We start from the raw sequence: 13,359 nt of genomic DNA on the forward strand, positions 1-13,359 counted from the left end.
GCGCCCCGCCGGGCGTGACACTATGGACGGGTGACGTGGTTCCGGCGGGTGATGACCGTCCTCGGCGCAGTGTGCCTGGTGGTGGGTATTGCCGGAATCACAGCACATTTCATCGATCCGGTGAGCACCACAGCGACGATCATCGCCTCGTTCACCCCGTTGGCCGTCGTGTCGGCGGTGGTCGCCGGTGTGCTGTTCGCGGCCTCGCGCCGCTGGATCGCGGCCGCACTGACGCTGGTGGTCACCGGGGTGGGTGTCTGGTCTCAGATGCCGCTGTATCGCGCGGAGGCGGCCACGGGCGACTCCGCGGCCGATGACCTGAGGGTGATGCAGGCGAATATCATGCTGGGACAGGCCGATCCGGACGCTCTGGTCGATACGGTCCGGACCGAGCACGTGGATGTACTGACCGTGATCGAACTCACCCGCGGAGCTTTGTCGCGTCTGGACGCCGCGGGTCTGCGCGACGTACTGCCGTACGCGGTGACCTTCCCCCGGGGCGGTGGTGGGGGAGCGGGTATCTACTCGCGCTACCCACTGGCCAATGCCGAATCGCTACCGGGTCTCGAATTGCACAATGTGCGTGCCGAACTCAGCATGCCGGGCCACGAGCCCATCGCGATGTACGCGCTGCACCCGGTTCCCCCGTACCCGGAACCCGCGTGGCGCTGGGCCACCGATCTCGAGCGGTTGCGCACCTTTCTGGCCGCCGACCCGCGGACACTGGTGATCGGTGCGGATTTCAACTCGACGTTCGATCACAAGCGTTTTCGTGATCTTCTCGCCGGATCCGGCGCGGCGGGGACGCCGGGCCTGCTGGATGCCGCCGAGTACGTGGGGGCCGGGATCGTCGCCACTTATCCGGCGAATCGCCGCATTCCGGCGGTGCTGGCCATCGATCGCATCCTGACCCGCGGGGCCACCCCGGTCTCGTTCCGCCGCACCGACATTCCGGGATCGGATCACTACGGCGTGATCGGCGACATCCGCTTCACCTGAGCACTGCCCGCGTCGCGGATCAGCCGGGCCACGTCGGCGACGAAGGGTTCGCGGATCAGGGAGTGGTGATCACCCGGCACCCGCGTCACCTGCAGTTCACCGGTCAGGATGTGCGCCCACAACCGGGGGTCGTCCTGGTTGAGATGGCTCAGCATCAGCAGGGTCCGGCCCGCCCACGGTGCGGGGCGGTGCATGAGCCCGACCCGGACACCGACTTCTTCGAGGGCCTTGGCCTGCGCCTCGCGCTCGAACTGAACGATGCCGGCCAACGGCACCCGCAGCCGTCGCGCCCAGAGCTCACCTCCACGCAACGGGGGTGCATCGAGGGTCAAGGTGGCGTCGGGCAGCCGGCGGCGCACCTCGCGTACCGCGCCCGGGGGCAGGAACGGATCGAGCAGCGCGACGAGTTCGACGGTCTCACCCTCACTTTCGAGCCGGCGTGCCACCTCCAGCGCGATGAACCCGCCGAGGGAATGGCCGATCAGCGTGTACGGGCCGTGTGGCTGGAGCCGGCGCAGATCCTTGAGGTGTCGACGCGCGGCCCGGACGATCGTCCAGTCCGGAACGCCCCGGTTTTCCAGGCCATGGGGTTGGAACGCATAGATGGCTCGGTCCGGTTCGGTGTGACCGGCCAGGGACGTGAACGTCAGCGCCGACGCGCCGGCGCCGGCGAAACAGAACCAGGGCGGGGTGGTGGTCGAAACCGCCGGTACCCGTAGCGCGACCGTGGTCGACGCCAAGCTGCGCGCCGGCAGCCGATCCGATTGCAGCCGCGCCGAGACGGTGGCGGTGAACTCGGCGACGGTGGGTGCGCCGGCGAGGTCGGCCTGGGTGAACATGACGCCGAGGTGATCCTTGATCCGGACCAGGATCTGCGCCACCGTCAGCGAGTCTCCACCGAGTTCGTAGAAGGTCTCGGTGCGACCCACCTCGTCGAGGGCCAGTGCCTGGGCCCAGATGGCGGCCACGGTGCTCTCGAGGCCGGGCAGTGGCGGAACAATCTCTGCTCGAACGGGTTTCGGCAGCGCCATCCTGTCGACCTTGCCTCGTTCGGTGCGCGGCAGCGCCGCCATGATGACGATGTGCGCCGGCACCATCCACGCCGGCAGATCCTGGTGCAGCCGGGTGCGGATCTCGGCCACCGACGGTGTACGCGCTCCGACGGCCGGCGCCACGTAGGCGTTGAGCACCTGATCGCCGGAACCTGACCCGGCTGCGCGTGCGACCACCACGGTCTCCCGGATGTCGGGGTGACGCGACAGGGCGCTCTCGATCTCGGCGGGCTCCACCAGGTACCCGCGGATCTTCACGGCCGTGTCGGCCCGGCCGCGCAGGACGAGGTTTCCCTCCGCGTCCCACCTGCCGATGTCGTTCGTGACGAAACTTCGCTCGTGGCCGTGGTGTTCGAATCGGGTGGTGGCGGATCCGGCGTCGAGGTAACCCCATGCCACGTACGGTGAGGTCACGGTGACCAGGCCGTCGGCGTCCAGGCTGATTCGCTTGTGCGGCGCCGGTTTTCCGGCGGGGATCGGTCCATCGGGAACGGGGTCGCCGGGGCGGACGTCGAACGTCGCGATCGCGAGGGTCTCCGAAGAGCCGACCCAGTTGGTGAAGGTGGCGGCCGGCGCGATGCGGCGGGCGGCGTGCACGCCACCGGCCTGGACGGCTTCGCCGGTGGTCACCACCCGCCGTACCTGCGGCAGTGTGCGACCCTGCGCCGCGTCGCTGACGCTCTGCACGAAGGTCGGGGTGCAGACCACCACGTCGGCGCCGGTGGCGTCGAGGTGATCGAATGCCTGTCCGGCAGTCAGGTCGCGGGGGTCGAAGGCGATCACCTCAGCGCCGCACAGCAGTGACCCGAGCAGGATGTTGAGCCCGGCGGCGAAGCTGATCGGCATGCAGACCGCCACCCGGGTGCCGACACCGATGCCGAATTCCGAGCCGAACAACTGGGCGTCGGCCAACCACATTCCGTGAGTGTGCAACACCGCCTTCGGGACACCGGTCGATCCCGAGGTGATCTGCACACTGCTGATGGTGTGGACGCCTCTACCCGATGTGTCGCAGGGCTGGACCCGCGCTGCCGGCTCGGCCGTGGGCCAGATCGCGCAGGCGGAGTCCAGGGCAACGGCTTTCGACTGGTCGGCCGCGTCGGTGATGAGGGCCGCGATGCGGTACCCATTGCCCTGCAGCGCTTCTATCACGCGGTCGGTTCGGCCCGGCGGCAGCGCCGGGTCCAGGGGCACGAGAACCCGGCCTGCGCTGAACATTCCCAGTACCGCGGCCACCGATCGGAGGGTGAAACCGGCCTGCATGAGTACCACCGCGCGGCTGTCGCGCAGTCGTTCGGCGGCCGGCGCCGTTAGCGCCCACTCTTCGGCGGCGGAGGCGAGTTCGCGGTAGGTGACCCGTCCGTCGAGCGTGTGCAGCGCCACCCGTTCGCCGTGTTCGCGGGCGACGTCGGCGAACGCCGCGGGCACCGTCGATTCGTCCGGGATGGTGAAGGATGCAGCGGGTTGCGCGGAACACGAGGACATGGGCGGCTTTTCACTCACGGGAGGAGGGGACGGGGCGGGGGACAGGCTGTTGTGACGCCGGACGCGGCGCAACAACCGGGCGACGGGAACGGCGATGATCAGGGTCGAGATCAGTTCGGCGGTCAAGTAGGTGTAACCGACGCCGTTGATGCCGAATCGGGGGGTGGTCAGCCACACCCCGAGGACAACGACGGTCCCGACAATCAGCTGCACGCCCACGGCCAAGCGGAGGCGGCGTTGCAGGCGGGCCAGCGCGGTGTAGATGGTCAGCAGTGCCACCGACGGCAGCGTCAGCGCCATCAACCGGATGAGGTCGGTGCCTTCGGCGGCATAGTCGGGGCCCATGATGCCGAGTACCAGCGGCGCGCCGACCAACAGCACCACTGCACCGGCGACCGCCGCACCTGCACTCATCAGCGCGAATCGTGTGGTGGCCGAACGCAAATCGGTTCCCGGCGTCGAAGCGGTGGCAATGAACGGAGCCGCCGTGGCACCGATCAGTACACCGACGGTGTTCACCACGAGCCAGCACATCGAGAAGTAGGCATTGGTCTCGGTGCCGAGCATCCCGACGATGATGAGGGGGACAAGCAAGGGCACCACGATGCCGACCGCGCTGATGGCGTACGAGCTGGCGAAGAACTGGAGAAGTTCGCGTCGTTGCGGCAGTGCCGGTGGCCCTGTCCGCCTGAGGGTTTCGGGCCTGATCACCCCGACGGCGAACCAGGCCGAGATCACCGCGGCAGGACACACCCAGGCCCAGACAATCGCCGAACCCGTGGCCAGCGGTATCAACGCGGCCACCGCGACGAGCTTGCACACCGATTGTGTGACGTTCTTGACGGCGATGGAACGGGCCCGGCCCAGCCCGATGAGCACCTGATCCTGGATGGCGTAGATGGCCAGCACGGCGACGAAGCCGGGGAACAGCACCGCTTCCGCCGAACCGGTGAAGAGCTGTTCACGCGGTCCCACCGCCAGGAACACCGCGCCGAAAGTCAATGCCGCGCCGATCACCACCAGCATTCCCCAGCGCACGTAGCGGCGGCCGTGTGCACCAGAGACCGGAAGGAACCGTTCGTACAAGCTGCCCAGGCTCAGATTGGCCAGGATCGCCACCAGCGTGGCCGACGAGATGATGGCCGATGCCCGGCCCACTTCCGCGGCGCTGTAGCCACGGGCGGCCAAGGCCCAGAACACAAAGCCCAGGGCGCCGGTGGCGATGCTGGACGTCATCACGGCCATGATGTCGATGCCCAGAGCGGCTTGCCGCCGGGGTGCCGAGTCAGCCATGGTGAGCAAAGTAGGTGCGTCTTGCCGGAGTTGCGCGGCGCGGAGCGCTGTGACGCCCACTGCGCCATGGTGCACCGCCGCGGCGCGCAGTCGGCGCGCCGAGCTTCGGCGAGCGGGCCCGGCGCCGGTGTGGGCCACCCGACAGCGCATATCCTCGACTTTCCGGTAAAGCAACAACTTTGGATGAAACCCTGCCACAGGCGTGGACCGCGGGGTGCGCTACATCCTGTGACATGCATCATGTGACAGCGCGCTTTTCTGAGGCTATCCTAACTGCGAAGTCCACATCGCGCACATCAGCGCTGTCATCGCCAGAGCTACTGGCAGCAAAATCTCCCGAACCGCGCGCGAGTTACCCGAAGGTGTCTGATCACGTGGTCGAAGCTGTTCCCGGTCCGAGGCGGATCGATCGGTCGGGTCGGAGCCCCCGGCCCACTGTGAGCGTCATCGTCCCCACCCGCAATGAAGCCCGCAATCTCCCGTTCGTGGCGAGCCGAATGCCGGCGGTCGACGAGATCATCGTTGTGGACGGACATTCCCACGACGACACGCTCGCAGTGGCGCGGGCGCTGTGGCCCGAGGCGATCCTCCTCGAACAAACCCGACACGGGAAAGGTAATGCTCTGGCGTGCGGTTTCGAACGCGCCAGCGGTGAAGTCATCGTGATGCTCGATGCCGATGGCTCCACTGATCCCGCCGAGATCCCGCTGTTCGTCCGGGCTTTGATGGAGGGAGCCGACCTGGCGAAGGGAAGCCGATTCGTTCACGGCGGCGGGAGTTCCGACCTCACCCGGGTGCGCCGCGCGGGGAATCTGGGCCTGAACTGGTTGGTGAACAAGGTGTTCGGCACCCGCTTCACCGATCTGTGTTACGGATACAACGCGTTCTGGCGCAGCGCCGTACCTTGTCTGCGCCTGCCGTCGACCTCGTTGAGCGGCGCACAGTGGGGTGACGGCTTCGAAATCGAGACGCTGATCAACGTGCGGATCGCTCGCGCGGGGCTGACGATCAGCGAGGTCGGCAGCTTCGAACGGGACCGGATCTTCGGTAGCAGCAATCTCAATGCCGTGACCGACGGTCTGCGGGTGCTGCGCACCATCGGCACCGAATGGATGCAGCACAGGGCTTGCGGGCCGGCCACCGCAGCTGAGCGCGAAAACGCCCGGCGCGCCGGTTAATTGCCGTTCCACTCCGATCCCGCGATGACGGAGTGACCCGGTTTCGCCCGTCGTTCCTCGGCCGCGCCCGACCCCGGGTGGTAGAACACCACGGTTTCACCGTCGCGGTGGATCTCCTCCCAGTCCCGCCCGCCGGCCAGGAACTGCTGGAACCGCGGCAACGCATCCTGTGGGTACTCGTTGTAGTACTCGACCGCCTTGCGCGACTGCTCGCTGAAGAGCACGTAGGTGGGGAACTGGTGGTTCTCCACGGCCCACTGGAAAGCACCCAGCTGATCAGGGGTCGGAAAGGTCGCCTTTTCCCCCGTCAGGTCATGGCTCAACGGCTGGTCGAAATACGGATCCTCCAGGGTCAACATGGCGTAATCGTCGTTGACCCGGGTCGGCATGCCGCCCGGATGCATCATGATCACCCGCGTACCCGGCTCGATGTCGGTGGTCAGTTGCTCCATGTAGCTGACCTGGGCCCGGGTCTCGATGATCATCGGCCACAGGGCGACATAGGCGTGCAGACCGGCGACGGCGCAGATCGTCATCCAGCACCACACCGCGGCGCGGCGCAGCCGTGGCCGTGCCGCCGCGGCGAACCCGCTGATGCCGGACATCAGTGCCGGGGCGATCAGCAGACCGCAGCCGAGCAGCCCGTAGAGGAAGACCCGGAAGATCGCTTCGCCGCCGTAACTCTGGCCCAGCAGCAGGGCCAGCGGAGAGAAGGCCAGCAGTGCCGCGGCGAGCGCCGGTTGTTTGCGTCGGCGTAGCCACAACGCGCTGGCCAACGCCGAGGCCAGCACCAGTACCGAGATGCCGCGGCACACACCGGAGGTGAGGAATTTCTCGACGCTGCTGCCCGCGACCTCGAAATTGCTGGTCGCGTTGCTCACCGGGCTGCCGCCGGACAGGATGCCGTACGGTGCCACCGCGGCGAAGTTCAACGCGAGGTACGTTCCCGCGATGATGATCATGACGCCGACTGCCCACCACGGGCGGGCCCGCTTGGTGAGTACCAACAATGACGCTGTGAGGAGCAGCCAGAACGGGGTCAGCTGATGGCTGGGCACCATTGCCGCGAACGGAACGATGGCCAGGATGCCGGCACTACGGCTGGCGGTCGAGGCCAGGAGCAACACCAGCAGCCCGTAGGCCAGGATCAGCGTCCACGCCTGGGGCGAAAAGTAGTCCTGGCCAACCCAGTTGACGATTTCCACCACATAGCAGGCGACCAGCGCGCTGCGCCGGCTGTATTTGAGCACCCGGGCGGCGGAGAAGACCGTCAATGCGATCAGGATGTGGACCACCGGAGCGAACAGGTGCGCCATCGTGATCGGTGACAGCCCGGTGACATCGCAGAACCACGCCGAGAAGACGAAGAACGCCGGCCACTGGGCGTAGATGTCGGTGCCGTTGGGCTGAATCAGACCATGGACCAGGATGTAGTCGACGACTGCGATGTGCTTGTAGGTCCAGTCGTAGAGCGGCATCTCGGTGGCCAGCGCGGTGGTCAGTCGCGAGATGACGATGGCCGCACCGAGAGCGCCCGCGGCGGCAACCAGCTGCCGGCGCCGGATGGCGATCAGGAATGCCGCGGTGCACACCGCGATCGCGACCGCCAGCGCGGGACCGCTGCCCGAGAACAGCAGTCCCATGTTGTTGGCATCCACGCCCGGTAGCCAGGGCAGGCTGACCGCCCAGATGGCCAGCGCGGCAACGGTGAGGAGCACCGCAGGCCCGCGTACCCCGGCGCGCCACTGCGCCGTCATGAGCGTCGTGCGCTGGGCACGAAGGGATTTCGTGGTGGGCCAGGAGTTCTTGGTATACCACAGCACGGAACTGGCTGTGACGGCCAGAGTTCCGATGACCAGGATGCCGAAGGGATTCCAGCGATACGACCACATCGCCCCGATGGTGGCGATGGTCATGATCGACATACCGAGCACCGGCAGCGTGGACAGCCGGGCGCGCACCGGGATGTCGACCCAGGTGAGCACCGCGGCACCCGGACCGAGGGCGATGAAGGCGATGACGAACAGAGCTCGCACCGGCGACGGCAGCGGTAGCAGTGCCAGGTAGCCGGCCAGGGCGCCCATGGCGGCGAGATCGGCGGGGCGGGTGGTCCGGCGGAACGTCCGCGGTACCGGTAGCGGTACCTGCGGTTGCGGTTGGGCCGGCACGGAATCGCCGCCCGGGGTCTCGGAGGTCATCGTCGGCGCCGCCATCACGGCTCCAACATCGGTGCGGGCCTGCGCCCCTGACGGCGCCCGCGCCACAATGCCAGCGGCCCGCCGAGGACACTGAGCACCTCTTTGCGGCCGACGTGTTTGGGGATCTCGTCACCGAACGTGCGCGACGGCGCCGCGATGGCACCGTAGTCGGCGCCGAACTTCACCGCGGAGCGCAGCCGGTGCCGGATGACCGACACCGCCCTGCGGCGATGCTCCCGGGTGAGGAACACCTTGGTGAGCCATGCTCCCAGGCCGAGCCCGTACCCGCGAGCCTGCTCCAGCAGTGCCGCGCTGTCGCAGCGATGCCGGTGCCAGACGATGGCAGCCGGGTCGTTGACCAGGGTGTCGCCGGCCGCGATCACCCGGAAGAACAGGTCGAGGTCCTCGCCCCCGCAGGTCGGCGTGCCGACTCCGAGTGCCTCGTCGAAGCCGCCGAGTTCGATGATGCGGCTGCGTTTCACCGCGAAGTTCGCACCGGTGCCGAATCGGCCCACCTGGAACGGGAACAACGGCATGTCGTCGGGTGGATCGGTGAGCGAGTAGCTCCGCGGCCGCAACGTGCCGGCCCAGGAGACCCGTTGATCGAAGTAACCCTGGGCCGCGGTGCGCAATTCACCGCTGGGCACCAGTCCGCACACGCACGTCACCTCATCACCCCGGGCGAACCCACGGGCCAGCCCTTCGAGCCAGCGGCGGTCGACCACCACGTCGTCGTCGGTGAAGGCGACGATCTCGTGGCGCGCCGCACGCAGCCCGGTGTTCCGGGCATTCGACAGACCCGGAGTGGGTTCCAGGACGCGGCGGATCCTGTCGTCGCCGATGGCGGCCACCACCCGCTCGGTGGCATCGGTTGCCGGGGCGTTGTCCACGACCACCACCTCGAAGTGCTGATAGGTGAGCTCCCGGATCGAGGCGAGCGCGCGGGCCAGGTGCTCGGGCCGGTCCCTGGTGCACAGCACGATCGAGATGGGCTGCTGCACAACACGCTCCGGCGCCGCGCCGCCGGCCGCGGCGGGCAGCGGCAGGGTGACTGTGCCGTCGACGATCTCGGTGTCGATGAACTGCACCGGGTCGAGACCGTTGCGCACCAGCACCCGGGCCCGGTGATAACCGTCGGCCTCCAGCGCAGTGATGGTGATGGTACCCGCCGAGGCCGCCGAGTCGTCGATGTCGAGCATCGAAACCCACTGAGCGCCAGCCCAGTTGGGTGGTTCGATGAGCGGCATCGCGGGCGGGATCGCACGTGTGGTTGTCATAGGCTGCGCACTCTCACCCAGTCGATCAGCATCGTGGACGGATTCGGGGTCGACGCGTCCGGCGGGCCCGGCCAGTTCCCGCCGACCGCCAGGTTCAGCAGCAGATGGAACGGCTGGTCGAACACCCATCGCGCACCCTCCCGGAGGTCAGCGGGAGTGACGGTCAACAGCGTGAGCCCGTCGATACCGGTGACGATCCGCCCGGGCGTGCGTTCCACCCAGTAGGTGTGGAACTCTCCGGCCAGCGGGAACGGCGCGGGCCCGGCGGCCGAAGTTTCGGCCCCGCGCGCCGAGCCGTCCCGGGGTGCGTGCACACCGGTGTGATAGTCCGCGGCGTCGTTGAGTGTCTCGATCACGTCGATCTCGCCGCTCTCCGGCCAGCCGACGGTGTCGATGTTCGAGCCCAGCAGCCAGAAGGCCGGATGCAGGCCGCGGCCCGCGGGCAGCGCGATCCTGGCCTCGGCCCGTCCGAAGGTGAACGAGAACGAGTCCGCCGTGGTGATCCGGGCCGACGTGATGGTGCCGTCCGGCGCGGTGTGCGCCGCCAGCACCAGGTTGCCGCGGCCGTCCTGCCGGACACTGGCCGGGTCCGCGGTGTAGATCTGCGCCTCGTTGTTGCCCCAGCCGCCGCCACCCGTGGCCGCGCGCCAGGGCCCGCCCGGTGGAGCGCCTTCGGGACCGTCGAATTCACTGGACAGGATCAGGCCCGGATCCGGCGCGGGTGGTTCGGCGTAGCTGACGAAATCGGGCCCGGAGCACCCCGTGGCGAACACCGTCACGGCGGCGAGGGTGATCGCCGCGGCACGAGCAGCGCAGCGGCGCATCACACGGACACCCGGTGGCGAGCGCCGGAATCGCGGGAGTCGGCGGCCGCCGGACGGGCGCGTGTGGTCAGGCCGAGCACGACGATCGCTGACAGGATTGCGTACACCGCAAGACGCTGCGTGCCTCCGGGGCCCAGCAATGTGGTCAGGCTGCCGAGATAGCTGAAGTAGCCGACCATCGCCACGACACCCGCTGCCACCGCGTACCACTTCGCCGCGGCAGCCAGATGCGTCGAGGCGCTGACCCCGGCGAGGAACACGCCCACCGCGCCGAGCGCGAGAAACACGTTGACCGCGGTGACGTGCCAGTCGTAGTCAACCCGTTGGGTGATCACGCCGGACAGTGCGAGGCCGACCCCGCCGCCGATCAGCAGTAGCGCCTGGGGCGCGGCGATCAGGCGGTTGACCTGCCAGGAGAGCACCACGATCACGATGGCGAGCCCACTGAGGACGCATCCGGCGTTGAAGGCCGGGTACAGCGCGCTGCACGGCCAGTTGCCGCCCGGGCCGCAGAAGGGTAGGCCCAGCAGCCCGAATCCGTCGGCGCGGTAGCTGTAGAGCCCGCGCCAGGTGGCGGCAACCACCCATTCGGCTGCGAAGTACAGCAGGATCACCAGCGATGCGTACCGCGGGATGCGCGGGCGCTGCAGACCCGAGGTGGTGGACGTCATCAGGCGGTGACCTTCCTGCTGCGGAGCTGTCGCACCGTGCCGGACGTGAAGCCGAAGGCGGTGACGGTGAAGCCCGCGATCAATGCAAGGGCGCGAAGAGGATTGGTGCGCGAGTGCCACAGGCCCGATGTCAGGATCCGGGTGGTGTAGTCACGCTCACTGGACAGGGCGAGCTGATGGCCGCTGATCCGGGACAGCACCGCCTTGGACGCGCCCTCGTGGAAGCAGCGGCGGACGAAGTAGGTGAATGTCATCCGGGCCGCCGGAATGTGATGTGCGACACGAAAAGTGGTGTCGCGCACGATCTCGAGGTGGGGGAACCGCTGGCGCAGCGACACCCCCATGAGAGTTTCCTCACAACCGACCGGCAAGGTGCCCACCCGGCCCAGTTCCGGTGAGAAACCGTTGATCTCGGTGAGTGCATCGCGGCGTACCGCCATGGCGGCGCCGATCGGGTTGCGGATGGCCTGACCGTGGCCGGGAAGGCCGCGGTAGTCGCACCCCACCACCCAGCCGAACTCGCGCGGGAACCAACTCGGTGCCTCTCCTGTCTGCCACTGGGCCTCCACGGCGCCCCCGACTGCCACCACGCCGCCGCCGCCGAACACCTCTCGTACCCGTTCCAGCGAATTTTCATGCAGTACGGCGTCGTCGTCGAGAAACACCACCACGTCCCCGGAGGCCAAGTGCAGACCGGTGTTGCGGGCGCCCGACAGGCCCTGCTCGAACTGATTGGGCACGACGGTGACGCGGCGAGCGAGTGTGTCGTTGAGGTCGTGATGCAGCGAAGGATTATTGTCGACGACGACAATCAGGTCCTCATTCGGAAGAAGCTGCTCAAGTGCTGATTGGGCGGCAGCCACGGTCTGGCGGAGTCGTTGGTCGGTAAAACAGCAAATGACCACGGTCAATGAGGCGAGGCTGGTGCGGTCGACACCGGCGGTAGCGGATCCAGGCACAGGAATAGGGCTCCGAGGCAAGGGCGCGAAGTAAAGCGCGATTGGGCACGTCGATTCAGATGAATCTAAATACAGCTACCCTAATTTACAGCAAGCGAATCAGAAGCGGCTCGCTCAGCCACTGAGCGCAAGGCCGCGGCCACCAGATCGGGGTCCATGGCACTGCTGTGGAACTCCGCCGTGAACCACATGTTGCCCAGTGTGGTGGCCGACGTCACCGTGACCGCATTGGTGTCGGCCGGGTCACTGGCGACGAGAAGTCGGGCCTGGTACCGGTCGGTGAAGGGCCAGCTGTCGGTCCTCGGGATATCGCCGACATTGGAGTGCAACAACTGAATTGGGGCCGGACCGGGAACGCGGTGTGCATCATCGTGTCTCCACAGTCTGCGGCGGGCGGCCACAGTGCCGAGCACGAGATTGGCCACGGGTCGGCCGCTGCGCGCGGCCTCTTTCATCGCTGCCGTCAATTGTCCGGGGCCACCGGTGATTTCGAAGTCGAGACCGGCGGAGAAGGTCGCCAGGGTGTCGCGGTCGGGGGGCAGATAGCGGCGAGCGTCGAACGGCACCTTCACAATTGGGTCCATCGCCACCCCGGCTTGGCCCAATGCCGTCCACAGGGCGTGCGTGAACAGTGCGACCAGGCTCATCCCGGGCAGGGCAGCATCACGGTGACGGCGCACCCCGGCCACGACATCTGCAGGAAGACCGACCGACCGTGTGGTGGGGGTGGGTGGGTGCGGGGGGCCGGGTGACGCCGGTGGAGCCGCCGGCCGGGGGCGTCGTCGCTGCAGCGCGGCCAGTTCGGCGATCTTGCGCGGGTTCCGCGCGAAGGTGCGTGACGCCGCGACGAGCAGCGGCGAGAGCCGGTGCTGATACCTGGACCACGTGGCGGGGTCCGCCGGGTCGTTGGCGCCGAGCATGGAATCCAGCAGCGAATGGATGAAGAAGACCTCACCGAGGCCGTGGCTGAAATCGATGGCGAGGTAGTCACCTGCGGTGATGACGGCGACGCCGCGCTGGTCGTGCGCCGCACGGACTCGCGCGACGAGCGTGGTGGGGTCACCGCCGGGCGGCAGCGGCGGTGTCTCGACCACCGCGGGACCCGGACCGGGAGCCAGCCGCCACCGGGACGACCGGGTGGACGGATCGAGGCTCAGGCGGGTGCCGGCGCCGTGGCGGGCCATGGCGTCGAACCGGTGGTTCAGCTCGTCCAGCGGGGGCAACCGCAACGGCCCGACGACCACCGTCGATCTGCGGTGGCTGTGCGCCACGTCCAGAGCTGCAACCCGTACGGTCTCGATCCCGCCGCGACGGGGTGCGTAGCCGGCCATAGACGGCCAACACTAGCAAACGATGCTCGTGGCCGCCGCCGGGCCTGTCCCAGCGGGCGTGCTGGTCATGGCGGAGGTCATCGACTCAAGGT

9 protein-coding genes are annotated in these 13,359 nt (G+C 68.0%); 2 read left to right on the forward strand and 7 right to left on the reverse strand.

Going from position 1 to position 13,359, the window contains the following annotated elements; translation table 11 throughout:
* Positions 1-30 precede the first annotated feature (30 nt).
* Complete coding sequence (locus AC3A6P_RS20740) at positions 31-999, forward strand: endonuclease/exonuclease/phosphatase family protein (RefSeq protein WP_487693603.1); 969 nt, start codon at positions 31-33, stop codon at positions 997-999.
* Here the strand turns inward: AC3A6P_RS20740 and AC3A6P_RS20745 are convergent.
* Positions 966-4,829: a lipopolysaccharide biosynthesis protein gene (locus AC3A6P_RS20745; RefSeq protein ID WP_487693604.1), complete on the reverse strand. Its 3,864-nt coding sequence runs from the start codon at positions 4,827-4,829 to the stop codon at positions 966-968. The genes AC3A6P_RS20740 and AC3A6P_RS20745 overlap by 34 nt on opposite strands.
* Positions 4,830-5,203: 374 nt before the next feature.
* On the opposite strand from AC3A6P_RS20745, the gene AC3A6P_RS20750 reads away from it, so the two are divergent.
* Complete coding sequence (locus AC3A6P_RS20750; protein WP_487693717.1) at positions 5,204-6,007, forward strand: glycosyltransferase family 2 protein; 804 nt, start codon at positions 5,204-5,206, stop codon at positions 6,005-6,007.
* Here AC3A6P_RS20750 and AC3A6P_RS20755 read toward each other — a convergent pair.
* The 6 genes from AC3A6P_RS20755 to AC3A6P_RS20780 all read right to left on the reverse strand — a co-directional run bounded on the left by AC3A6P_RS20755 (position 6,004) and on the right by AC3A6P_RS20780 (position 13,267).
* The gene (locus tag AC3A6P_RS20755; RefSeq protein WP_487693605.1) at positions 6,004-8,220 is read right to left on the reverse strand and encodes a hypothetical protein; all 2,217 of its coding nucleotides are present in this window, start codon (positions 8,218-8,220) and stop codon (positions 6,004-6,006) included. The genes AC3A6P_RS20750 and AC3A6P_RS20755 overlap by 4 nt on opposite strands.
* Positions 8,220-9,482, reverse strand: a complete 1,263-nt coding sequence (locus AC3A6P_RS20760) for a glycosyltransferase family 2 protein (protein ID WP_487693606.1) — start codon at positions 9,480-9,482, stop codon at positions 8,220-8,222. The genes AC3A6P_RS20755 and AC3A6P_RS20760 overlap by 1 nt, the downstream gene beginning before the upstream one ends.
* Positions 9,479-10,306: a glycoside hydrolase family 16 protein gene (locus AC3A6P_RS20765; RefSeq protein WP_487693607.1), complete on the reverse strand. Its 828-nt coding sequence runs from the start codon at positions 10,304-10,306 to the stop codon at positions 9,479-9,481. The genes AC3A6P_RS20760 and AC3A6P_RS20765 overlap by 4 nt, the downstream gene beginning before the upstream one ends.
* A complete protein-coding gene (locus AC3A6P_RS20770) occupies positions 10,306-10,977 on the reverse strand; it encodes a hypothetical protein (protein WP_487693608.1) in 672 nt (223 codons plus the stop codon). The genes AC3A6P_RS20765 and AC3A6P_RS20770 overlap by 1 nt, the downstream gene beginning before the upstream one ends.
* On the reverse strand, positions 10,977-11,840 hold the full coding sequence (locus AC3A6P_RS20775) for a glycosyltransferase family 2 protein (protein WP_487693609.1): 864 nt from the start codon (positions 11,838-11,840) through the stop codon (positions 10,977-10,979). The genes AC3A6P_RS20770 and AC3A6P_RS20775 overlap by 1 nt, the downstream gene beginning before the upstream one ends.
* Positions 11,841-12,016: 176 nt before the next feature.
* On the reverse strand, positions 12,017-13,267 hold the full coding sequence (locus tag AC3A6P_RS20780) for a hypothetical protein (protein WP_487693610.1): 1,251 nt from the start codon (positions 13,265-13,267) through the stop codon (positions 12,017-12,019).
* Positions 13,268-13,359 lie beyond the last annotated feature (92 nt).

Source organism: Mycobacterium sp. Soil_C_30 (assembly GCF_057656995.1).

What these genes read in the sequence shown, in the direction of transcription:
- AC3A6P_RS20745 (WP_487693604.1), bottom strand. Translation starts at nt 4,829, where the DNA reads ATGGCTGACTCGGCACCCCGGCGGCAAGCCGCTCTGGGCATCGACATC.
- AC3A6P_RS20755 (WP_487693605.1), bottom strand. Translation starts at nt 8,220, where the DNA reads ATGGCGGCGCCGACGATGACCTCCGAGACCCCGGGCGGCGATTCCGTG.
- AC3A6P_RS20760 (WP_487693606.1), bottom strand. Translation starts at nt 9,482, where the DNA reads ATGACAACCACACGTGCGATCCCGCCCGCGATGCCGCTCATCGAACCA.
- AC3A6P_RS20765 (WP_487693607.1), bottom strand. Translation starts at nt 10,306, where the DNA reads ATGCGCCGCTGCGCTGCTCGTGCCGCGGCGATCACCCTCGCCGCCGTG.
- AC3A6P_RS20770 (WP_487693608.1), bottom strand. Translation starts at nt 10,977, where the DNA reads ATGACGTCCACCACCTCGGGTCTGCAGCGCCCGCGCATCCCGCGGTAC.
- AC3A6P_RS20780 (WP_487693610.1), bottom strand. Translation starts at nt 13,267, where the DNA reads ATGGCCGGCTACGCACCCCGTCGCGGCGGGATCGAGACCGTACGGGTT.